General features: G+C 66.6%; 21 protein-coding genes and 1 pseudogene. 20 read left to right on the plus strand and 2 right to left on the minus strand.

Translation table 11 applies throughout. The features are described from left to right. The 18 genes and pseudogenes from K8V11_RS00360 to K8V11_RS00445 form a co-directional block, all read left to right on the plus strand. A pseudogene (locus K8V11_RS00360) lies at positions 1-106 on the plus strand (imidazoleglycerol-phosphate dehydratase); the annotation flags it as partial. Between the two features lie 33 nt (positions 107-139). Further along, the gene (locus K8V11_RS00365; protein WP_303910139.1) at positions 140-1,375 is read left to right on the plus strand and encodes an MFS transporter; all 1,236 of its coding nucleotides are present in this window, start codon (positions 140-142) and stop codon (positions 1,373-1,375) included. Positions 1,376-1,385: 10 nt separating this feature from the next. Continuing rightward, entirely contained in the window at positions 1,386-2,051 is a 666-nt protein-coding gene (hisH, locus tag K8V11_RS00370) for an imidazole glycerol phosphate synthase subunit HisH (RefSeq protein ID WP_303910142.1), read from the plus strand. Beyond that, on the plus strand, positions 2,044-2,298 hold the full coding sequence (locus K8V11_RS00375; RefSeq protein ID WP_303910144.1) for a hypothetical protein: 255 nt from the start codon (positions 2,044-2,046) through the stop codon (positions 2,296-2,298). Before hisH ends, K8V11_RS00375 begins: the two co-directional genes overlap by 8 nt. A gap of 47 nt (positions 2,299-2,345) precedes the next feature. Beyond that, positions 2,346-3,083, plus strand: a complete 738-nt coding sequence (gene priA / locus K8V11_RS00380) for a bifunctional 1-(5-phosphoribosyl)-5-((5-phosphoribosylamino)methylideneamino)imidazole-4-carboxamide isomerase/phosphoribosylanthranilate isomerase PriA (RefSeq protein ID WP_303910146.1) — start codon at positions 2,346-2,348, stop codon at positions 3,081-3,083. Positions 3,084-3,173: 90 nt separating this feature from the next. Beyond that, positions 3,174-4,085: an inositol monophosphatase family protein gene (locus K8V11_RS00385; RefSeq protein ID WP_303910148.1), complete on the plus strand. Its 912-nt coding sequence runs from the start codon at positions 3,174-3,176 to the stop codon at positions 4,083-4,085. Then, positions 4,082-4,855 (plus strand): imidazole glycerol phosphate synthase subunit HisF, encoded by a 774-nt coding sequence (gene hisF, locus K8V11_RS00390; protein WP_303910150.1) that lies wholly within the window; start codon positions 4,082-4,084, stop codon positions 4,853-4,855. The genes K8V11_RS00385 and hisF overlap by 4 nt, the downstream gene beginning before the upstream one ends. Continuing rightward, positions 4,852-5,247, plus strand: a complete 396-nt coding sequence (hisI, locus tag K8V11_RS00395; RefSeq protein WP_303910152.1) for a phosphoribosyl-AMP cyclohydrolase — start codon at positions 4,852-4,854, stop codon at positions 5,245-5,247. Before hisF ends, hisI begins: the two co-directional genes overlap by 4 nt. 2 nt (positions 5,248-5,249) lie before the next feature. After that, the gene (locus tag K8V11_RS00400) at positions 5,250-5,426 is read left to right on the plus strand and encodes a tautomerase family protein (RefSeq protein ID WP_303910154.1); all 177 of its coding nucleotides are present in this window, start codon (positions 5,250-5,252) and stop codon (positions 5,424-5,426) included. A 51-nt stretch (positions 5,427-5,477) separates the two neighbouring features. Further along, a complete protein-coding gene (locus tag K8V11_RS00405) occupies positions 5,478-7,043 on the plus strand; it encodes an anthranilate synthase component I (protein ID WP_303910156.1) in 1,566 nt (521 codons plus the stop codon). Beyond that, positions 7,044-7,754, plus strand: coding sequence for a Trp biosynthesis-associated membrane protein (locus K8V11_RS00410; protein ID WP_303910158.1), 711 nt, complete (start codon positions 7,044-7,046; stop codon positions 7,752-7,754). Positions 7,755-7,935: 181 nt separating this feature from the next. After that, positions 7,936-8,754 carry an indole-3-glycerol phosphate synthase TrpC gene (gene trpC / locus K8V11_RS00415; RefSeq protein ID WP_303910160.1) on the plus strand — a complete coding sequence of 273 codons (819 nt, stop codon included), beginning with the start codon at positions 7,936-7,938 and terminating at the stop codon, positions 8,752-8,754. Between the two features lie 112 nt (positions 8,755-8,866). Beyond that, positions 8,867-10,150: a tryptophan synthase subunit beta gene (gene trpB / locus K8V11_RS00420; protein ID WP_303910180.1), complete on the plus strand. Its 1,284-nt coding sequence runs from the start codon at positions 8,867-8,869 to the stop codon at positions 10,148-10,150. Then, positions 10,147-10,923, plus strand: a complete 777-nt coding sequence (gene trpA, locus K8V11_RS00425; RefSeq protein WP_303910162.1) for a tryptophan synthase subunit alpha — start codon at positions 10,147-10,149, stop codon at positions 10,921-10,923. Before trpB ends, trpA begins: the two co-directional genes overlap by 4 nt. Positions 10,924-10,965: 42 nt before the next feature. Beyond that, positions 10,966-11,958, plus strand: coding sequence for a prolipoprotein diacylglyceryl transferase (gene lgt / locus K8V11_RS00430; protein WP_303910164.1), 993 nt, complete (start codon positions 10,966-10,968; stop codon positions 11,956-11,958). A 48-nt stretch (positions 11,959-12,006) separates the two neighbouring features. Further along, positions 12,007-13,425, plus strand: a complete 1,419-nt coding sequence (gene pyk, locus K8V11_RS00435) for a pyruvate kinase (RefSeq protein WP_303910166.1) — start codon at positions 12,007-12,009, stop codon at positions 13,423-13,425. A 215-nt stretch (positions 13,426-13,640) separates the two neighbouring features. Continuing rightward, positions 13,641-14,372, plus strand: coding sequence for a M23 family metallopeptidase (locus K8V11_RS00440; protein WP_303910168.1), 732 nt, complete (start codon positions 13,641-13,643; stop codon positions 14,370-14,372). 279 nt (positions 14,373-14,651) lie between these two features. Continuing rightward, on the plus strand, positions 14,652-15,107 hold the full coding sequence (locus K8V11_RS00445; RefSeq protein WP_303910170.1) for an SRPBCC family protein: 456 nt from the start codon (positions 14,652-14,654) through the stop codon (positions 15,105-15,107). Between the two features lie 39 nt (positions 15,108-15,146). On the opposite strand, the gene K8V11_RS00450 is transcribed toward K8V11_RS00445, so the two are convergent. Both K8V11_RS00450 and K8V11_RS00455 read right to left on the minus strand, forming a co-directional pair. Beyond that, complete coding sequence (locus K8V11_RS00450) at positions 15,147-16,631, minus strand: PH domain-containing protein (RefSeq protein ID WP_303910172.1); 1,485 nt, start codon at positions 16,629-16,631, stop codon at positions 15,147-15,149. Continuing rightward, positions 16,628-17,137 (minus strand): PH domain-containing protein, encoded by a 510-nt coding sequence (locus K8V11_RS00455; RefSeq protein WP_303910174.1) that lies wholly within the window; start codon positions 17,135-17,137, stop codon positions 16,628-16,630. Before K8V11_RS00455 ends, K8V11_RS00450 begins: the two co-directional genes overlap by 4 nt. A gap of 122 nt (positions 17,138-17,259) precedes the next feature. On the opposite strand from K8V11_RS00455, the gene K8V11_RS00460 reads away from it, so the two are divergent. After that, positions 17,260-18,837: an ABC transporter ATP-binding protein gene (locus K8V11_RS00460; RefSeq protein ID WP_303910176.1), complete on the plus strand. Its 1,578-nt coding sequence runs from the start codon at positions 17,260-17,262 to the stop codon at positions 18,835-18,837. Next, positions 18,834-20,663, plus strand: coding sequence for an ABC transporter ATP-binding protein (locus K8V11_RS00465; protein ID WP_303910178.1), 1,830 nt, complete (start codon positions 18,834-18,836; stop codon positions 20,661-20,663). The genes K8V11_RS00460 and K8V11_RS00465 overlap by 4 nt, the downstream gene beginning before the upstream one ends. The last annotated feature ends 360 nt before the right edge of the window (positions 20,664-21,023 follow it).

Below are 21,023 nucleotides of genomic sequence, written 5' to 3' on the forward strand. Positions count from 1 at the left end.
TCACATCACGGAAGCCGAGTACAAGGTCGTCGCCCGCGCCCTCCGCGCGGCATGCGAGCCCGATCCGAGAGTAAGCGGCATTCCCTCGACGAAGGGGACGCTCTAACACCTTCGACACCGAAAGGGGCCAGAACCCACGTTGGCCAAACCGGACGTTTCCGATTCAGCGCCGCACCCCGCGGCCGAGGAGAAGCTCCTCTCCACCCCGGGAATGATCCCGGCGTTCGTTCTCGTCCTCCTCGCCTTCGGTGGCTGGGCGCTACTACTTCCCGTCATTCCCCTGCACGTCGTCCGCAGCGGCGGTGGCGACGTGCTCGCAGGTGCGGCGACCGGCGTGTTCATGGGGGTCACAGTGCTCACCCAGGTATTCACCCCCAAGTTCATGCGCCGCTTCGGCTACCGGCTTGTCCTCGGGGTAGGCGCGGTGTTGCTCTCCGGGCCCGCCGCGCTTTACCTCCTCGGCGCGAACGCACCGGTGATCCTCGGCGTCTCCGGCGTGCGCGGCGCCGGCTTCGGTTTGCTCACCGTCGCCGGTTCGGCGCTGGTTGCCGAGCTCGCGCCGGCGTCGAAGCTCGGCCGGGCCACGTCTCTCATCGGTCTCGCGGTCGGCATTGCCGAGGCAGGTTTCCTTCCCACCGGTCTCTACACCTACGAACACTTCGGCGTCATCGTCCCGGCTCTCACCGCGACGGCGCTCGCCGTGGTCGGGATCGGCGCCGCGATGCGCGTGCCGACGATCTTCCCGGCGCCGCTCGGATCCGACCACGCGGCGGAGGTGCGCGGTCTCGCACTCGCCGGCCGACTCGCCCCGGCGATGCTCATCATGATCTCCGTCGCCATGGCCTTTGGCGTTATTTCCACGTTCCTCCCACCAACGCTGGATGACGTCGCGGGAAGCGGCGCCGGGGTCGCCGGGCTCGCCCTCGCCCTCGTCGGGGCCATGGTGGTCGCCGGTCGCACGGCCGCCGGAGCCCGGGCCGACAAGTTCGGCCCCGGCGATTACATCCCCGTCGGCATGGCGGCCGCAGCGCTCGGCGTCGCCGGGATCGGCGCGCTCGCACTGGCGCACGCGCCGACCTGGATGTTCCTCATCGCCGCCGTCATCTTCGGTTTCGGTTTCGGCGCCATTCAGAACGAATCGCTCATGGGGGCGTTCCAGCGGCTGCCGAAATCGCAGCTGGGTACGGCGTCGGCGGGCTGGAACATCTCATTCGACTCGGGCACCGGCCTCGGAGCGATCGTGCTCGGCCTGTTCGCGTTCGCCGGATACCCGACGATGTTCTTCATCGCTGCGGGGATCTGCGTCGTCATCGGCACGGCGGTGACGCTCTACTGGCGCAGAGTCGCCGCGAACGCGCGGCGCACAGACGGTTAGGCTTGGCGACATGAAGAAAAACGTGGCGATCCTCGACTACGGCTCGGGCAACCTGCGCTCGGCGCAACGCGCGCTCGAGCGGGTGGGCACCGAGGTCACCGTGACCTCCGACCCCAAGGTCGCGACGTCCGCCGACGGCCTCGTGGTTCCCGGGGTGGGCGCCTTCGCCGCCTGCATGAGGGGACTGACCGCCGTCAAAGGGCAGCGAATCATCGGTTCGCGCCTGGCCGGTTCGCGGCCGACGCTGGGGATCTGCGTGGGGATGCAGGTGATGTTCGACCGCGGCGTCGAGTTCGCCGACGGGGAGCACGCAGACGGCGCCGATGTGGCATCGACCCCCGGGGCTGGAGAGTGGCCGGGCACGGTCGAACGGCTCGAGGCCGACGTTCTTCCCCACATGGGCTGGAACACCGTCGAGATTCCCGAGGGCTCGGAGATGTTCGCCGGCATGGATGCCGACACCCGCTTCTACTTCGTCCACTCCTACGGCGTTCGCACGTGGGAGCTGGAAGCGAGCGACCACCTGCGCCCGCCGAAGGTCGCGTGGACCACCCACGGCACGCCTTTCGTCTCCGCCGTGGAGAACGGGCCCGCCTGGGCGACGCAGTTCCACCCGGAAAAATCCGGTGACGCCGGCGCACACCTGCTCGAAAACTGGGTGGCCACCCTTGGCTGAGAACAACCGCAAACGCGTACCGATCAGCTTCGCGGCGCTCGCCCTCGTCGTCGTCAGCGCGGCGATTGCCGTGCTGCTTCTCACCGTCGTCGGCGTGGCTCTTGTGCCCGTGGCCGCCAAGCCGTGGGTGCTCATCGTCGGCCTCGTCGCGACGGTCGGAGCGATGGCATTGTCGTCGAGGTACATGACCAACAAGGCCATCGAGCGCGAATTCGGCCCTGCGGAGAGCGATGTCGAACGCGAATAACCGGAGGCGATTCGGCCAGGGCATGCAGGCACACATAACCTATAGGTGTGACTCTAGAGCTATTGCCCGCCGTTGATGTCGCCGATGGACAGGCCGTGCGCCTCGTCCAGGGCGAAGCCGGAAGCGAAACCACGTACGGAAATCCCCTAGACGCCGCCATGCAATGGCAGAGTGACGGCGCCGAATGGGTCCATCTCGTCGACCTCGACGCGGCGTTCGGTCGCGGTTCCAACCGCGAACTCCTCGCGGACGTCGTCGGCAAACTCGACGTCAAGGTCGAGATGTCCGGCGGCATTCGCGACGACGACTCCCTCGAAGCGGCCCTCGCGACCGGTTGTACCCGCGTCAACCTCGGCACCGCCGCGCTGGAAAATCCGCAGTGGTGCGCCTCGGCCATCGCCAGGCACGGCGACAAAATCGCAGTGGGCCTCGATGTGCGCGTCATAGACGGCGAGCCGCGGTTGCGCGGCCGCGGCTGGGTCAGCGACGGCGGCAACCTCTGGGAAGTGCTCGAGCGGCTCAACGCCGATGGCTGCGCCCGTTACGTTGTCACCGACGTGTCCAAGGACGGCATGCTGAACGGCCCGAACCTCGACATGCTCGCGCAGGTGTGCGCGGCGACGGACGCGCCGATCGTCGCCTCCGGTGGAGTATCCTCGGTGGCCGACCTCGAAGCGATCGCCTCGCTCGTGCCCAACGGCGTCGAGGGGGCCATCGTCGGTAAGGCGCTGTACGCGGGCCGGTTCACCCTGCCGGAGGCGCTGTCCGCCGTCAGCGGAAAATAGTCCGGGGCAAGCGGCAGGGCGGGCCGCCCTCCGACTCGGAGCAGGGGAGAGGCCCGGCCCGGACGAGGACGCACATTAGAGGAACCCATGATGAGTGACTACCAGATGCCGACGGACCTACCCGTCGACCCCGAAGAGGCGTTGGCCGTGGCCGCCGCCGCGCTCGACGCGTCGTGGGAGCCCTTCATCAACGGCGTCGGAGCGCAGGCCGCGCGGTTCAAGGAATCGCGCAACGATTTCGCCACCGAGGTCGATCTGTCGCTGGAGCGCTCGATCACCGACGCCCTGCAACAGGGCACCGGGGTCGAGGTGCACGGAGAAGAATACGGCGGTCCGCCCGTCGACTCCGGCACAGTGTGGGTTCTCGACCCGGTTGACGGTACCGCGAACTACTCGCTCGGCATTCCCGATGTTGCGATCCTCGCCGCCCTCATCCACGAGGGGCAGCCTGTCATCGGGCTGACCTGGCTGCCGCTGCTCGGCATGCGATTTACCTCACTCGCCGGCGGGCCGCTCCATTTCAACGGCCAGCCGTTGGAGCCGATGGTCGACTCCTCGATCCGTGATGTCGCCGTCGGGGTGGGGTCGATGAACACGGGCAACCGCGGAACCTACACCCCGGAGTTCCGGCGCGAGGTCGTCGAGATCCTCGGCATTCGCGCGGCGAGGACCCGCAAGTTCGGCTCGACCGGCGTGGACCTGTCCTATGTGGCCTCATCGAGACTTTCAGCGGCAGTGACTTTCGGACACTACGCGTGGGACAACGCCGCAGGGGCCTGCCACGTTCGCTCCGCCGGTGGGATCGTCACCGACGTGGCCGGCACCGAATGGGACATCAATTCCACGTCCCTGATCGCGGCGAGCCCGAGAGCGCACGACGAGGTGCGCACCCTCATCCGCGAACTCGGTGAGCCGACAGACATCACCGGGCCCGGGCGGGACCGGGAGAACTCGCCCCGCGAAGCGGAGCGGACACCCTCTGAAGGGGAGAATCAAAAATGAGTGTTGCCTCGCGGGTGATCCCGTGCCTCGACGTCGATGCCGGCCGAGTCGTCAAAGGCGTCAATTTCCATAATCTCCGGGATGCCGGCGACCCCGTCGAACTCGCCGCGAGCTACGACGCCCAGGGCGCCGACGAGCTCACCTTCCTCGACGTGACCGCCTCCTCGTCCGGACGGGCGACGATGATCGACGTCGTCCGACGCACCGCCGACCAGATCTTCATCCCGCTTACCGTCGGCGGCGGCGTACGCAGCGAGGACGACGTCAACGAACTCCTGCGCGCGGGCGCGGACAAGGTGAGCGTCAACACCGCCGCGATCGCGCGCCCCGAGCTTCTGCGCGAACTCTCGCGCCGCTTCGGCGCGCAGTGCATCGTGCTCTCCGTCGACGCACGCACCGTCCCCGATGACGGCGAGCAGACCGCGTCCGGCTGGGAGGTCACGACCCACGGAGGGCGACGCGGAACAGGCATCGACGCGGTCGAATGGGCCAGGCGGGGAGAAGAGCTCGGCGTGGGTGAGATCCTGCTCAACTCGATGGACGCAGACGGCACCAAGGCGGGCTTCGACATCGCGATGCTTCGCGCCGTGCGCGAGGCGGTGACGATCCCGGTGATCGCCTCCGGTGGCGCCGGCAAGGTCGCGGACTTCCCGGAGGCGATCGCCGCGGGCGCCGATGCGGTGCTCGCCGCATCCGTGTTCCATTTCGGCGAACTCACGATCTCCGACGTCAAAAACGGGATGAAGGAACAGGGGTGCATCGTCCGATGAGCGAATCCGACAACGCCTACCTGAGCTCCGCCGGGGACGCACCGGCGCTGTCGCCCGAACTTTCCGCGCGGCTCAAGCGCTCGCCGGACGGGCTCGTCGCGGCGATCGCGCAGGACGCCGAGACCGGGCGGGTGTTGATGATGGCGTGGATGGACGACACCGCACTTGCCCGCACGATCGCGACACGGAAAGGCACCTACTTCTCACGCTCGCGCGGCGAGTACTGGGTCAAAGGCGAAACCTCCGGGCACACCCAGCACGTGCGATCGGTCGAGCTGGACTGCGACGCGGACACCATCCTGCTTCGCGTCGACCAGACGGGCGCGGCCTGCCACAACGGCACCTTCAGCTGCTTCGACACCGAGACGTTGCTCACCGACGAGGAGCGATAACGATGCCGTTCATCGAGATCAAACAATTCGCGGGCGATAGCGTGGAGAAGAAGCAGGAAATTCTTGCCGCCGTCACCAAGGCCTACAGCGAGGCGGCGGGCAAGGACCCGGCCAAGGTCCACGCGGTCCTCACCGAGGTTCCGCCCGCACAGTGGGCGGTCGGCGGACAGACCTTCTAGATTCCTACGCCACGGCGTGAGGACCCACACACGCACTCGACAAGGAGCACCATGTCGCTTCCCCACGGAGAGCACGTCACCGGCCGCGGAACCTTCCGCGAACTGGCGACGAGGCACAGGGTCGTGCCGGTCGTGCGGTCGCTGCTCGCCGACGCGGAAACCCCGCTGTCGGTGTATGACAAGCTGGCCGGAGACCGCCCGGGCACGTTTCTGCTCGAATCCGCAGAGAACGGGCGGAGCTGGTCGCGGTGGTCCTTCGTCGGGTGTGGCTGCCGCGCCGCACTCACCGTCGACGCCGACGGGCGCGCGAACTGGCTTGGGCAGGTGCCCGAGGGCGCACCTACGCACAACGATCCGCTGCAGGCGCTCGCCGAGACACTCGAACTGCTCTCGACCGAACCAATCGAAGGGCTTCCGCCGTTGAGCAGTGGCCTCGTCGGCTATATGTCCTACGAGGTGGTCAGGCGCATCGAGCGGCTCGGCAACCACACCGTCGACGACCTGAAGCTGCCGGAAGTGATGCAGATGCTCGCCTCCGAGGTCGCCGCGCTCGACCATCACACCGGCCGCATCTATCTCATCGCCAACGCCGTGAACTGGAACGGCACCGACGAGCACGTCGACGAGGCCTACGACGATGCCGTGCAGCGCGTCAATGCGCTCGCCCGGAAGCTCGCCGAACCCACGCCGTCGTCGGTTTCGGAGTTCGACTTCGTCGAACCGAAAATCCGGCGCCAACAGAGCAAGCAGCAGTACATGGACACCGTGTCGCGCGTGGTCGAGGAGATCAAGGCCGGCGAGGCATTCCAGGTGGTGCCGAGCCAACGCTTCGAGGTCGACACGCGCGCGAGCGCACGCGACATCTATCGGGTGCTGCGAAATATCAACCCGAGCCCATATATGTACTTGATGAACTTCCCCGACGGGGAAGGGGAGGACGGGTTCGGGTCGACCGCCTTCTCCGTGGTCGGCTCGAGTCCCGAGGCGCTGGTCAAAGTGCAGTCGGGGCGCGCGGAGATGCACCCGATCGCCGGGTCTCGCCCTCGCGGCGCCGACGAGGCCGAGGATGTGCGGCTCGAATCGGAGCTTTCCGCCGACGAGAAGGAGAACGCCGAACACCTCATGCTCGTCGACCTCGCTCGCAACGATCTCGGCCGGGTGAGCCGGCCCGGTTCGGTCTCGGTGCCGACGCTGCTGCACATCGAGCGCTACAGCCACATCATGCATATCGTCTCGACGGTGACGAGCGAGCTCGCCGAGGGAAAGACCGCGCTCGACGCGGTGCTCTCGACGTTTCCCGCGGGCACCCTGTCCGGCTCTCCGAAACCGCGCGCGATGGAGATCATCGAAGAGCACGAGGTCAGCAGGCGAGGGGTCTACGGCGGCACCGTCGGATACTTCGACTTCGCAGGCAACAGCGACCTGGCCATCGCAATCCGCACCGCGTTGCTCAAGGACGGCACCGCCTACGTGCAGGCCGGTGCCGGGGTGGTCGCGGACTCGGACCCCGAAACCGAGGAGATGGAGACACAGAACAAAGCCAAGGCCGTGCTCCGCGCGGTCGCGGCCGCCGACACGATGCGCCGCGTCGGGGACGCGCAGATCGAGGACCGCTAGATGAAACGCTCGCCCTTGGCACTGTCCCTACTTCTCATCGCGCTCGGCGCGCTGGCGCTGTGGGGGTCGACGCGGCTGGCATGGATCGATGCAGTGGTGGCGGCCGACCAGTTCGGGGTGCAGGAGCGGACGCTCACCGGAGCGAAATGGTCCCCGGAGAGTACGGCCGTCGCCCTCGGGCTTGTGGCCACGGGCGCGGTGCTAATGTTCACGCGCGGGCTCACCGCGCGTATCGTCGCAGCGGTCGCGCTCGTACTCGCGATCCTCGGCGGGCTGTCCGGCGTGATGGCGCTCGCGGGGTCACCGGACGGTTCCCGGGTGCATTCGGTACTCACCAACAGCGACGCGGTGGCGCGTACGAGCGGCGTCTCCGACGACGAGGGCACGGTCCCGGAATGGGCCGAGGTCACGGACGTCACCACGCAGCCTGCCGGCCCCGCCCTTGCCGCCGGCGGGGCGCTGCTGGCTCTCATCGGAGCGGCGTACGCCGTCATACGACCCCGCCCCGCCGCGGCACGAGCGGACAAGTACCGAACGCCGGGCCAGCTCCGCGAAGACGCCGAAGAGGCCGAGGCCGGAGGGGAGCTTGCCGCGCAGAACGACAGTGGCGAGGCCGCGGAAGAGCTCTCCGAACAGGACTCCGACAGGCTCCTGTGGGACAGCCTCGACGCGGGCGACGACCCCACCGCGAGTAGCGATGGCACCCGCTGAACCGACTGCTTTCGGTGGTGTGACATGGGCGACTTCGGGATCGCGGAGGCCGCCAATTAGACTGGGAGCCGTCCGGCTGACAAAAGTCGGGCGTTGAACAACCACCACGACTACGCGATGTAGCCAGTTTGGGCGAAAGCGGCGAACCCCTCATCAGATTTCGCCGCTCTCGCTGGAGGGAATGCTCATGAGTTCGGTTCTGGAAGCGCTCTGCGAAGGAGCGCGCGAGGATGCGGCCCAGCGCGAAACTGTCGTGAGCTACCAGGAGATGAAGGAGCGCGCGAAGGCCGCCCCGCCGGCGCTAGACGCACGCGCCGCGCTGATGAAGCCCGGGGTAGGGGTCATCGCCGAGGTTAAGCGCGCGAGCCCTTCCAAGGGCGCGCTCGCCGACATCCCGGACCCGGCCGCGCTCGCCGCGATGTACGAGGCGGGAGGTGCACGGGTGATCTCGTGCCTCACCGAGCAGCGCCGCTTCGGCGGAAGCCTCGAGGATTTCGATGCCGTGCGCAGCTCGGTGTCAATCCCGATGCTGCGCAAGGACTTCATCGTCAACCCGTACCAGATCCACGAGGCCAGGGCGCACGGTGCGGATCTCGTTCTACTCATCGTTGCCGCGCTCGATCAGCCGCTGCTCGAATCGCTTCTCGATCGCACCGAATCCCTCGGGATGACAGCGCTGGTGGAGGTTCACACCGAGGAAGAGGCCGATCGCGCGATTCAAGCGCACGCCTCCGTCATCGGTATCAATGCCCGCAACCTCAAGACCCTCGACGTCGACCCGAACGCGTTCGGGCGCATCGCCCCGGGGCTGCCCTCGGACGTGGTGAAGATCGCCGAATCCGGGATCGGCGGACGCGGTGACCTGCTCACCTATGCGGGACTCGGCGCCGACGCCGTGCTCGTGGGCGAGTCGTTGGTGACCTCGGGAGACCCCCAGGGCGCGGTACAGACTCTCGCGACCGCCGGCACGCATCCGTCCTGCCCCAACGGCGACCACTGATCGGCTCGCCGCCGGCGGCCCGGCGGGCGCCGGGCACGGCACGTGCGGCACACTTGAAGACGTGACTACACCGACTCCTCCATCACGCGAAGACCGCGACGTGTTCCCGACCATGGGCGCCGTGGTGAACCAGACGACCCCGCACGAGCCCGATTCCCGCGGGCACTGGGGGACGTTCGGCGGGCAGTTCGTGCCCGAGGCTCTGATGGCCGTGATCGACGAGGTCACCGATTCATACGACAAGGCGCGCCGCGACGAGGATTTTCTCGCCGAACTCAACCGGCTGCAGAAGCACTATGCAGGCCGCCCGTCCCCGTTGTATGAGGCGAAGCGTTTCGGCGCGGAGATCGGCGCGCGGGTGTTCCTCAAGCGCGAGGATCTCAACCACACCGGAAGCCACAAGATCAATAACGTGCTCGGCCAGGCGCTCCTCGCCCAGCGCATGGGCAAGAAGCGCGTGATCGCCGAGACCGGCGCCGGCCAGCACGGCGTGGCCACCGCGACCGCCTGCGCACTTCTCGGCATGGAGTGCAAAATCTTTATGGGCGCCGTCGACGTCGAACGACAAGCGCTCAACGTCGCGCGGATGCGACTGCTCGGCGCCGAGGTCGAGGCGGTGCAGATCGGTTCGCGCACACTCAAGGACGCGATCAATGAGGCGATGCGTGACTGGGTCTCCCGCGCCGACGACACCTATTACGCCTTCGGCACTGCCGCCGGCCCGCACCCGTTCCCGGCGATGGTCCGCGATTTCCAGCGCATCGTCGGAGCCGAGGCGCGCAGCCAGATCCTCGAGATGGCGGGGCGTCTCCCGGACGCGGCCGTCGCCTGCGTCGGCGGTGGCTCCAACGCCATCGGCCTGTTCCACCCGTTTATCGATGACGACGGCGTGCGGCTGGTCGGCTGTGAGGCCGGCGGCGACGGCGCCGAGACCCCTCGCACCGCGGCCACGATCAACGCCGGCCGCCCCGGGGTGTTCCAGGGCTCGTACGCGCACCTCATGCAAAACTCCGACGGCCAGGTCATCGAGTCGCATTCGATCTCCGCGGGCCTCGACTATCCGGGCGTCGGCCCCGAGCACGCCTACCTCGCCGATATCGGCCGCGCCGAATACCGGGCGGTCACCGACACCGCGGCGATGGACGCTTTCGCTCTGCTGTGCCGAACCGAGGGCATCATCCCGGCGATCGAATCGGCGCACGCCCTCGCCGGCGCCGTCTCGCTCGGCGCCGAGGACGCCGGCGTTCTCCTCGTCAACGTCTCCGGCCGCGGGGACAAGGATGTGGCGACGGCCGCCGAATGGTTCGGTCTCACCGATTCGTCCGGCGAGGCAAAGCCGGGCGAAGGGCTCGTCGACACCGCACATGCAGATTCGCCGGAGGGAACCAACAAGTGAGCACCATCGCCGACACCTTTGCTCGTTGTAAGGCCGAGGGGCGTTCCGCACTCATCGGCTACTTCCCGGCCGGCTACCCGACCGTGCGCGAATCCATCGAACACGTCACCGCCATGGTCGAGGCGGGCTGCGACATCGTCGAGGTGGGAATCGCCTATTCGGATCCGATGATGGACGGGCTGACGATCCAGGCCGCCGCCGACACCGCCCTCCAGGCCGGGGTTCGCGTCTCCGACGTGTTCGACGTCGTCCGCGCGGTCGCAGAGGCCGGCGGGGTCCCCGTCGTCATGAGTTACTGGAACCCGATTCTGCAGTATGGAGTCGACGCTTTCGCCGCCGATCTCGCAGCCGCGGGAGGGCAAGGCATCATCACCCCGGACCTCATTCCCGAAGAGGCGGAAGAGTGGACCGTCGCCGCCAAGGCGCACGGCCTCGGGCAGATGTTCCTCGTCGCGCCGTCGTCGACACCGGAGCGGTTGAAGACGACCTGCGATGCCGCCTCGGGCTTCATCTACGCCCAGGCCGTCATGGGTGTTACCGGCGCCCGCGACGCCGTCTCGGACCTGCCCAAGAACCTCACCCGCCGCGTCCGGGAGGTCAGCGACCTACCCGTGTGCGTCGGTCTCGGCGTGCGTAGCGGAGATCAGGCCGCAGAAATCGCCGCGTACGCCGACGGTGTCATCGTCGGCTCCGCCATCATCACCGCCGCGGCAGAGGGCGAAAGCGCCGTGCGCGCGCTTGTCGCCGAACTCGCGGACGGGGTCCGCCGGTAACACCCGACCGCCCACGAACTGCGAAAGTAGCACTGAGCGACCATGTACAGCACCGCACTCGCCTACATTCCCAGCCCGCCGCAAGGGGAGTGGAACATCGGCCCGTTCCCGCTGCGCATGTATGCCGTGTGCATCATCGCCGGGATCATCGTCGCCTGCATCTGGGGCGAACGCCGGTGGAAGGCGCGCGGCGGCGAGCCCGGCGTCGTCCTCGATGTGGCAATCTGGGCCGTCCCCTTCGGCATCATCGGTGGACGTATCTATCACGTCGCCACCGACAGCTGGCGCTACTTCGGCGAGGGAAAGAACCCCGTCGACGCGCTGAAGATCTGGGACGGCGGGCTAGGCATCTGGGGCGCTGTCGCCTTCGGCGCCCTTGGCGCACTCATCGGGTTGCGCACACTCGGGATCCGCTCCGTCGGTGCGTTCGCCGACTCGATCGCTCCGCCGATCATCCTCGCCCAGGGCATCGGTCGCCTCGGCAACTACTTCAACCAGGAGCTCTACGGCGGCGAGACCGACCTGCCATGGGGACTCGAGATCTACCGCCGCTACAACGAGGCGACCGGTGATTACGGCCAATACCAGGGGACCTCGACGGGGGAAGTCCTCACGGTCGTCCACCCCACGTTCCTCTACGAATTGGTGTGGTGCGTCCTCGTCGCCGTTATCCTCGTCGCACTCGACCGCAAATTCCGCCTCGGCCACGGGCACGTGTTCGCGCTCTACGTCGCCCTGTACTGTCTCGGTCGCTTCGGCATCGAACTCATGCGCACCGACGACGCCACGATGGTCTTCGGCCTCCGCATCAACACGATCGTGTCGGCCGTGGTTCTCCTCGTCGCGCTCGCCTACGTTGCATTCAAGAAGCCGCGTCACCGCGAGGACCCGAATGAATTACTACCGAAAAATCAGTCGGGTATGACGTCGGAGGAGCCAGACCGCGACGAGGCCGTCGCCACCGGAAGCGCAGGACACGAGACCGGATCGGCCGCAGAAGACCGGCCCGAGAGGCCGGGGGATGGGCGCGAATAGCGAACTTTCCGGGCGGCGCGATCTCTCAGGTCCGACTACGATGGTGGTGTGAAACGCCGGACTAAAATCGTATGTACGCTCGGGCCCGCCGTGGCCTCCCAGGAAGGTGTGCGCAAGCTGGTGGATACCGGCATGGATGTCGCACGTCTCAACTTCAGCCATGGCGCCCATGAAGACCACGAGAAGAACTACAACTGGGTGCGCGAGGCCTCCGAAGCCACGGGTCGCGCCGTCGGAGTCCTCGCGGACCTCCAGGGCCCCAAGATCCGTTTGGGCACCTTCGCCAACACCCGCGAACAATGGGAAACCGGGGAGTTCGTCACCATCACGGTGGAGGACGTAGAAGGAACCCACGACAGGGTGTCGACCACCTATAAGCAGCTCTCCGACGATGCCCGCCCAGGCGACCGCCTGCTCATCGATGATGGCAAGGTCGCCGTCGAGGTCATCGAGGTACGCGACAAGGACGTGCGCTGCCTCGTCACAGAGGGCGGGGAGGTGTCCAACAACAAGGGCGTCTCGCTTCCGGGGATGAATGTCTCGGTACCCGCCCTTTCGGAGAAGGACATCGCCGATCTGCGCTTCGCACTTCAACTCGGCGTCGACTTCATCGCTCTGTCTTTCGTCCGTTCCCCGGCAGATGCCGACCTGGTCCGTCAGATCATGGACGAAGAGAACGTCTATCTCCCGGTCATCGCCAAGCTCGAAAAGCCCGAAGCGGTCGAAAACCTCGAAGCGATCGTGATGGCCTTCGACGGCATCATGGTCGCCCGCGGTGACCTTGGCGTAGAACTACCGCTGCAAGATGTGCCCCTCGTACAAAAGCGTGCGGTCCAGATCGCCCGCGAGAACGCCAAGCCGGTCATCGTGGCCACGCAGATGCTCGATTCGATGATCGAGAATTCCAGGCCCACCCGCGCCGAGGCATCCGACGTCGCCAACGCCGTGCTCGACGGGGCCGATGCCGTCATGCTTTCGGGAGAAACCTCCATCGGTAAATACCCGTATGAGTCAGTGCGCACCATGTCCTCGATCGCCGAGGCAGTCGAGGCGGACTCGACCTACGTACCGGAGCTTCGACACAAGCCGCGCACCAAGCGGGGCGTCATCAGCTACTCGGCGCGCGAAATCGGCGAGTCGCTGGACGCCAAGGCGCTCGTGGCCGTCACCTCCAGCGGGGACACGGTGCGGCGTTTGTCGCGTCTCCACAGTCCGCTACCGCTGTTCGCGGTGACAGGTAATAGGCGCGTGCGCAACCAGCTCGCACTCACGTGGGGAGTGGAAACCTTCCTCATCGACGAGTTCGGCGACACTGCGCAGGTGCTGTCGACCACCGACGGGATCCTCGAGTCCCATGCCAGGTACAGGGCCGGAGATCTCGTCATTCTCGTTGCGGGCAGCGTTCCCGGAGTCGAGGGATCGACCAACTTCATCCTCGCGCACCGGATCGGCGAGCAAGACCACTGATCTCGCAAATATAACAAACGCGACGACGCAGGTTCAGTCCTCTGACCTGCGTCGTCGTAATTTGTTTGTCTGATGGCGTGACATTTGCGAGACCGTTCTGTTACATTGCTTGAGGTCGTTCAAACGGCCCCAATGCATTCGTTTTTGTCACCGTCTTGTGATCAAAGCGAGACAGACAGAACCACACCAGCTAGACCTTCGATCAGAGGACGCACATGAAGCACAACCCGAACGCGGTCTCCGTCGCACAGCTCCAGGAGCGTCTCGGCGCGCAGTCGGCGGCCGGAACCACGGTCCGCCACGCACAGGCCCGCAACTCCGCCGCAGGACGTACGACCGCCAAGGTCTTTGCCGGTGCAGCAATTGCAGGCGGCGCGGCACTTGTGTCCGGCCCGATGGCCCAGGCGCAGTCCGCAGAAATGCCCAGCCCTGAGCAGGTTCAGGACATGGCGACGCAGGTCTACAACGACCACTTCGCCGGCCAGATCGACCAGGCGACGGCCCAGCAGTACGCCGACGTTGCCGGAATCGATCTCGGCTCCCTCAGCGACGTCATCCCCGGCGGCGCTCACGCACCCACCGTCGGTGCAGTCACCTCCGGCTTCGGCGACCGCTGGGGCTCCTTCCACAACGGCACTGACTTCGGTGCCCCGGTTGGTACCCCGATGTACGCCGCGAAGTCCGGCACCGTCGAGGCAGCCGGACCGGCCTCGGGCTACGGTCTGTGGATCCGCATCCGCACCGATGATGGCGAGCTCCTCGAGTACGGCCACAACAACGAGAACTACGTGTCCGTTGGACAGCGCGTGAATGCCGGCCAGGTCATCGGCACCACCGGTAACCGTGGCTACTCCACGGGCCCGCACCTCCACTTCGGCGTCCAGAACGCTGCCGGCCAGTGGATCGACCCGGTGCCGTGGCTCGCCCAGAACGGCGTCATCGTCTAAAGACGGCCCTCGCGCCGGCGCGGGATTACCCCGCGCCACAACTTCACGGGGCATGCCCCAGCGCAGTAGCACGGTTGTTGCGCAACCACCCCTCTTATCGAAAAGCGGCGTCGGAACGGTTTCCCATTCAAGGAACCGATTCCGGCGCCGCTTTGGGGTATTTTCGGCTTCCCACGCCGCTCCTCGCCACCCGCGAGACCTTCGCGGCGTTTAGAGCACCTAGACTGGCGCAGGGCGCGCAGATGACGCGCCGCAAGTCCACGCGAAGGAGAAATGCACGTGGGTAAGGTCCAAGCCCGAAACGAAGCCACTATCGCCGCACCAGCGAACGTTGTCGCGGATACGCTGGCGAATTATCAGATCCGCCCGGAGCTCCAGCCGGAGAACTACTCGGCGTTCCGCGTCGTAGCAGGAGGCACGGGTCAGGGCACGATCGCGGCATGGAATCTCCAAGCCACGAAGAAGCGCTCTCGCGATGTCGAGGCCGTGGTCACCGAGACCGGCGACAAGAACACCGAGTGGACGCTGTCGGAGGCGGACAAGAACTCGACGATGGTCACCACGTACACGGTGCGCGCCCAGGGCGCGACCTCGTGCACGTTGATCGTCGACACCCAGTGGGACGGCGCTACCGGCATCGGTGGGTTCTTCGAGCGCACCTTCGCGCCCGGCGGGCTCAAGAAGATCCAGCAGGAGCAGATCGAGGCGCTGCGCGCCCGCGTCTCGTCGAACTAAGATCCTCCGCCGTCATACGGCAAAGCTTGCGTGGGGCTGCTACTTCGGTAGCCGCCCCACAGCGCTATGTGCGCTCGCCAGTTCGGGGAGGCGCCGTTGTCGCAGGATCGCGAGCAGGCGGTCCGCGTCGCCGACGTTGAGATCTTCCCCGGCCATGGCTACAGGCCCGGGGACTAGGTCCATGCGGACGGTGGCGATTCCCAAGCCCTGCTGGATCGGCCCGCGCGAGAGACTGATCTCCTGAATGTGAGCGGGGTCGATGGCGGAGACCCGGCGTCCCAGGCGCCCGGCGTGCGTGACGACCGCGTGCGGTACGGAGTGTCCGTCCCCGACCAAAGTCAGCCCCTGACGTCGGAGATCGAAGGGCGACACGAGGAGCGCATTCTCGGGGCTCGTGAAATCGGCACGCGTCCTGCCTTCGGGGCGGGCGTACCCGGCGATCTCGTCGGAGGACAGGGGCCCGACGGCCTCGAACACGCGCACTGCGTCCTCGAGGGTGCCAACTGGAAGGACGACCGTCGTTCCCGAGGTCTTGTCCTCGCGGTAGCCGGCGACGTCGACGAGGACCTTCCACCACCCGGTGAGCCGCCACAGCGCCGGTTGGTGGACCTGCACCGCGTGAATCCGGTCGAGCGGAATGGTCTGCCGGCGGCGCTCGGCGAGACCGTATTGGAGATTGAGCTCGCCTGAGTCGAGGGTTGCGGTGAACTTCCAGCTCTTGTTGAGCACACCGTAGAGCCACGGAACCGCGCCGATGAAGAACGGGATAAGGCCGGTCACGGCCGGCGGGAACACGACGGCGATGAGGGCGACGATGATCACCGCGAGCGCCGACCAGTCGAGCGCCGCTGCCGCGATGGACCGCGTGATCGGGATCGTCGGTACGAGAAGATGCCCGCCGTCTGCGTTGACTTCCGCGTCCGGGATTGGGGCGGCTGCCGTCGTGGTCTCGTCAGCACCGGATGCCGAGACGTTCTGGGACGGACCGGGCGCGGGGGTCTCGTGGGTGCCGTAAGCGCCGGTGGTGCTGCGCACGGTGCCGAGGATCTCCTCGCGCAGGCGAGCCGCTTCTCCGCGGCGGAGAAATTCGATGGCGACCACCGAATCCGACCCGCCCGCCGTTTCCACACGCACCGCGGCGAGGCCGAAGATTCGTGCGATGAGCGGTTCGACGATGTCGACGGCCTGCACGCGCTCGAAATGCGCTGACCGTGTCGTACGAGTGACGAGGCCGTGGCGAAGGACTACCTGATCGTCTGTCAGCCGAAACCCTTTGGCGCGCCACCACGGAAGCGTGGCTGCCCACAACAGGACGATGATGAGCGGGATTCCCGCGACCGCGATGGCGACCGGCAGCCATCCCAGATGACCGGAGAGAAATGTCGCCGCATCGCGGACGCGAGAAAAGGCATTGAACGCGAATGCCACGACGGCGGCGACGAGCACCGCCCACAGCTCGAGAAGGTTCGTCGCCGGGTGGACCCGTCGCCAACCGTCCGCGGACTCCCGGGCGAACACGCTCACAGCCCGCTCATCCTCTCGCGTGCCTTGTCCGCGAGACGCCGGCGCAGTGCGGTTGCCTCGCCGGCGGGCATACCGGGAATCGATGAATCCGATGTGCTCGACGCCGTGTTGAGCGTGACTGTTTGAATCCCGAATGCCTGCGCGATGGGCCCTGCCGTGACGTCGACGTACTGGATACGCCCGTAGGGAACGACGGTGAACTGATGCCACAACCGGCCTTTGGAGATGAGTAATTCGTCGTCGGTTTCCAGCCAGCCAATTCGTTTCACCTGTATCGGCACGATCCACAGGGCGAATGCGGTCAGCGCGATTCCCGCGGCGGCGAGAGCCCACCACACGGGATGAAAGACGAGTGCGAGAACAACGCCCGCGATGGCGACCACCACGGTGAAGGGCAGCAACGAAAGATAGCGGGACGGAATCAACTTACGACTCACCGGGTTGAGCGATTCGCCCCGGGGATCGTCCGGTGCTGCGGCGGGTACGGGCGGTTCGTTGTCCGGCATGGCCACAGTGTGACACAGCATTCCGCAGACCCCGCCAACTCGGTCGCCGATCGGTGAAGTCACTCGTCAGCAGGGATAAATCGCCTCTATCTCTGTCGGGCTGCGTTGGTAGTCTGCACAGCGTGCCCCGAAACTATCGCAGGATGCCGACGTGGGCCTGGTTCGTGCCGGAGGTGCCGCCGCAGGAGCCGGGCCTGATCGATGATGCGCGGTGGACGAGCAACGGTCGCGCGGCGTGGGCGCTTCTCATGTCCCATCCGGTCGCCGTCGTCGTCATCGTCTCCACACTCGCCGTCAACGCATTCATCGGCGCGATGAGCTCGATTGTCATCGGCCGCGGCGTGGAATTCGCTTTCGGGGAGGGTTCGGCCACTCGAGTTCTGATCCCGTGCGCCGTCATCGCAGGGCTGTTGTTTGTGGGATGGGTGCTGGAGGCGACCGGTGATGCGATGACCGACGTCGCCCAGGCCCGCACGGTGCATGCTCTACGTTTGTCGTTGACTGAACGACTGTTGCATTCCCGGGAGTCCGGGCTGGCGCCGGGGCACGTGCTCAACACGGTAGACGAGGATTCGAACCAGGTCGGGGAGCTCAAGCAGTTAATCAATTTCCCGGTGATGATGGTCGGGATGCTCATCGGTGCGGTCGTTCTGCTCGCCCCGACTTCGCTGGTCATTTCGCTGCTGCTCGTCCTCGGCGGGGTCTGTACAGCGCTGGCCTCGGTGTTCACTGCGCGCCCGATCTCGAGGATCTCCGCCAAGCGCCGCGCCGCCGAATCCGACACGGTATCGATGGCCACCGACTATGCGCAGGGTTCCCGCGTGGTCAAGGGGCTCGGCGCGGTCGCGGCGACGGAGACCCGATTCCGCGAGGCCACCGACACGGCACTGGGCTTCATGCTCACCGACGCCCGCATCACCGCAACGTTGACCTTCGTACGCCAACTCGTTCCGTCGGTGTTCACCGTTGGAGTGGTCGCCTACGCGGCGATGCTCGCGTGGAACGACGAGATAGGGGAGGGCGAGCTCATATCGGTCACGCTCCTCGCCCCGCCCGTCCTCACCGTTACCGGTCATTCGCTCGGTTTTCTCACCGAGTTCTGGGCACGTGGGACCACGTCGGCTGGGCGCATTCGCACGCTCGTCGGAGCGCTCCGCCCGCGTATTGCCGACGCCGACGACGCGGTGGTCCGCCCGGGACCCGGACTGACTATCTGGTCGCCGCACACCTCGGCCGGGCAGCACGATGCGGCCCGCAGAGCGCAGCGGCTGAGCACACACGACGACATTCTCGTTCTTCCGCATGCGGTCAACATTTTCGAGGGCACGCTCGCCGACAACATCGATCCCCTGGGCACGGCAGGCGAGGCGCGGGTCCGCGAAGCCCTCGACGTGGCCGCGTGCGGCGACATCGTGCGCCGCCTCGGTGGCGGCGAGGCCGGCCCGTTGCCGCGAGGCGAAATCGGCGAGGCCGGCCTCAACCTCTCCGGCGGGCAGCGCCAACGAGTGGCGCTCGCGCGGGCACTGGCGACCGGTGCCGAAACGCTCGTGCTCGACGATCCGACGACGGGCCTGGACGCCGTCACCGCGGATGACGTCGCACGTGCCGTGGCGTCATACCGGAAGGGCACGTCGACGGTCATCATCACCTCGTCGCGCGCGTGGATCGCTGTGGCCGACTCGGTCGAGGAGCTGCGATGAGCACACCCGCGACGGAAACGCCCGCAACGATCACAAACGACCGGGTCGCCGACGCACTCGCCCCGGCTCCTTTCGGCGATTCCGTGCGTTACCTGGGCACGCTGCCGTCCCGTCCACGCTTCCGCTGGGTCGTGGCGTTCGCCGTCATCTTCACGATCACGCTGGTATCCATGATGTTCTCGGCGAACCTTTTCGGCTACGCCGCGGGGATTGTCTCGGGCGAGTCGGTGCCCATCCTCGGTTCCGGAACACGCGGGTTCGCCCTGCTGCTCTCGGCCATCGCGGTCACCCAATTGGTCGAGTCGGCCGGCCGTGCCTTCGGCATGTGGCTCATCGTGTCCAAGACCAGGCAGATGTCGGTGGACCTGCGCCGGGGTGCGCTGTCCGCCGTGTTGCGTGCACCGATCTCGGACGTGCTCACCCTCGGTACGGGCAACGTCATCACGCGCCTGACCAAAGACATCGATCAGACCGTCCGCATCATTGGTGGGATCGGTGTGCGCCTCGTCGTCACCATCCTCATGTTCCCGTTCACGATGGTCTCGCTCGCGATCATCGACTGGCGCTACCTCATCATCTTCGCGATACTCGCGGCGTTGACGGTGCCCATCCTGCGGTCGACGCTTATCGCGATGCGCGACTACTCGAACATCGTGTCCTCGGCCGAAGCGCGGCGGAACAATCTTCTACTCGACACGATCCGCGGCATCCCTACCTTGCGCGCGATGCGGCTGGACTCGTGGGCCCTCGGCCGGATGCAGAAGGGCTCGTGGAACGCTGTGCAGGCCAACGCCGACCGCGCTCCGGTGATTACCCGGCTTATCGGCCAAGCCACCTTCGGGTACGGTCTTCTGCTCATCGCTACTTTTGTAGTGTCTGCCATTTTGTATGACGCCGGAGAGCTCTCCCTCGGCGCGGCCGCAGCCGCAGCGGTCCTCGTCTCTCGCATGGAGGTTCACATATTCAACGTGCTGATGTTCGCCGGCGAGATACAAAAGGCCGCCACGGGCCTCGGTCGTGCCGTTGCGCTCGCCACCCTCGCCGATGGGGCGGCGGACCTCCCCGAACCGGACGACCTGGACTCCGCACCCGAGATCACCATCTCCGGGCTCGACTTCGCGTACCCGGGCGGGGCGAATGTCCTGGACAACGTCTCGCTCACGCTGGCCGCCGGCACGACGACAGCGCTCGTCGGCGCTTCTGGGGCAGGAAAATCGACGCTCGCCGCCGTCATCGCGGGGCTGCAACGGCCCACGGGCGGACGGATTCGCATCGGCGATGTGGACACTGCGGAAGTTGCCGATGTGTGGACCGCGCGCAACGTCACGCTCATCAGCCAAGAGGTGCATTTGTTCGCCGGCACGCTGCGCGAGGATCTGCACATGGCGGCGCCCGGCACCCGGGACGAGGTACTCAAGGCCGCGCTCGCTGAGACCGGTCTCGTCGAGGGCGGGTTGCAGTGGGACCGGTGGCTGCCACGTGGCCTCGACACGCGCGTAGGGGCCGGGGCCGATGAGCTGGGCCCGGACGTCGTCCAACAGATCTCGCTGGCACGCATTATCCTTCAAGATCCGCCGGCGCTCATCATGGACGAGGCGACCGCAGAAGCGGGAAGCGACCATGCCCGTGCGCTTGAGCAGGCCGCCGTTCGCGCGGCGTCCGGGCGCACGTCGCTGGTCGTGGCGCACCGCCTCGATCAGGCCATCGCCGCAGACCGAGTCGTGCTCATGTCGGACGGAGAGATCGTCGAGGACGGGACCCATGACGAGCTTGTCGCCATGGGCGGCCGCTACGCGGAGCTCTACGCCCGTTGGTCATCGTCTTGAGCGATGAGATGGTCGATTAGCGTCCACGTGGGCGGCGGGCTCACCTCGTGGAGAAACTATTTACAGACACCAAGGCAGCGGACAGTGTCATCCCATGAGCCGCACAGGAAGCATGGCTAGCGTTCTTGATATTCGAGGTGAACTCTCATCCATCTCCGCCGGCGCACTCGGCGTCCGGCCGGATCACCGTCTCGGATCCAAGGAGCAGCCCATGCACACTAACGACATCATCGTCGACAATGTCCCCATCGACGGGGATTTTTCGAAAGCCTGGCCCAAGCTGGTCACCGCCTTTCTGCCCGACGGCGAAACGTCGCAGGCGATCTTCTACGAGGACGGGATCATCGAGCCGCTCGGAGG

The organism is Dietzia timorensis (assembly GCF_020742175.1).
Taxonomy (GTDB): domain Bacteria; phylum Actinomycetota; class Actinomycetes; order Mycobacteriales; family Mycobacteriaceae; genus Dietzia; species Dietzia timorensis_A.

Excerpts from the sequence above, each read along its gene's own strand:
- hisH (WP_303910142.1), top strand. The coding sequence starts at position 1,386 with ATGAAGAAAAACGTGGCGATCCTCGACTACGGCTCGGGCAACCTGCGC.
- K8V11_RS00385 (WP_303910148.1), top strand. The coding sequence starts at position 3,174 with ATGAGTGACTACCAGATGCCGACGGACCTACCCGTCGACCCCGAAGAG.
- hisF (WP_303910150.1), top strand. The coding sequence starts at position 4,082 with ATGAGTGTTGCCTCGCGGGTGATCCCGTGCCTCGACGTCGATGCCGGC.
- hisI (WP_303910152.1), top strand. The coding sequence starts at position 4,852 with ATGAGCGAATCCGACAACGCCTACCTGAGCTCCGCCGGGGACGCACCG.
- K8V11_RS00400 (WP_303910154.1), top strand. The coding sequence starts at position 5,250 with ATGCCGTTCATCGAGATCAAACAATTCGCGGGCGATAGCGTGGAGAAG.
- K8V11_RS00405 (WP_303910156.1), top strand. The coding sequence starts at position 5,478 with ATGTCGCTTCCCCACGGAGAGCACGTCACCGGCCGCGGAACCTTCCGC.
- K8V11_RS00410 (WP_303910158.1), top strand. The coding sequence starts at position 7,044 with ATGAAACGCTCGCCCTTGGCACTGTCCCTACTTCTCATCGCGCTCGGC.
- trpC (WP_303910160.1), top strand. The coding sequence starts at position 7,936 with ATGCTCATGAGTTCGGTTCTGGAAGCGCTCTGCGAAGGAGCGCGCGAG.
- trpB (WP_303910180.1), top strand. The coding sequence starts at position 8,867 with ATGGGCGCCGTGGTGAACCAGACGACCCCGCACGAGCCCGATTCCCGC.
- lgt (WP_303910164.1), top strand. The coding sequence starts at position 10,966 with ATGTACAGCACCGCACTCGCCTACATTCCCAGCCCGCCGCAAGGGGAG.
- K8V11_RS00440 (WP_303910168.1), top strand. The coding sequence starts at position 13,641 with ATGAAGCACAACCCGAACGCGGTCTCCGTCGCACAGCTCCAGGAGCGT.
- K8V11_RS00455 (WP_303910174.1), bottom strand. The coding sequence starts at position 17,137 with ATGCCGGACAACGAACCGCCCGTACCCGCCGCAGCACCGGACGATCCC.
- K8V11_RS00465 (WP_303910178.1), top strand. The coding sequence starts at position 18,834 with ATGAGCACACCCGCGACGGAAACGCCCGCAACGATCACAAACGACCGG.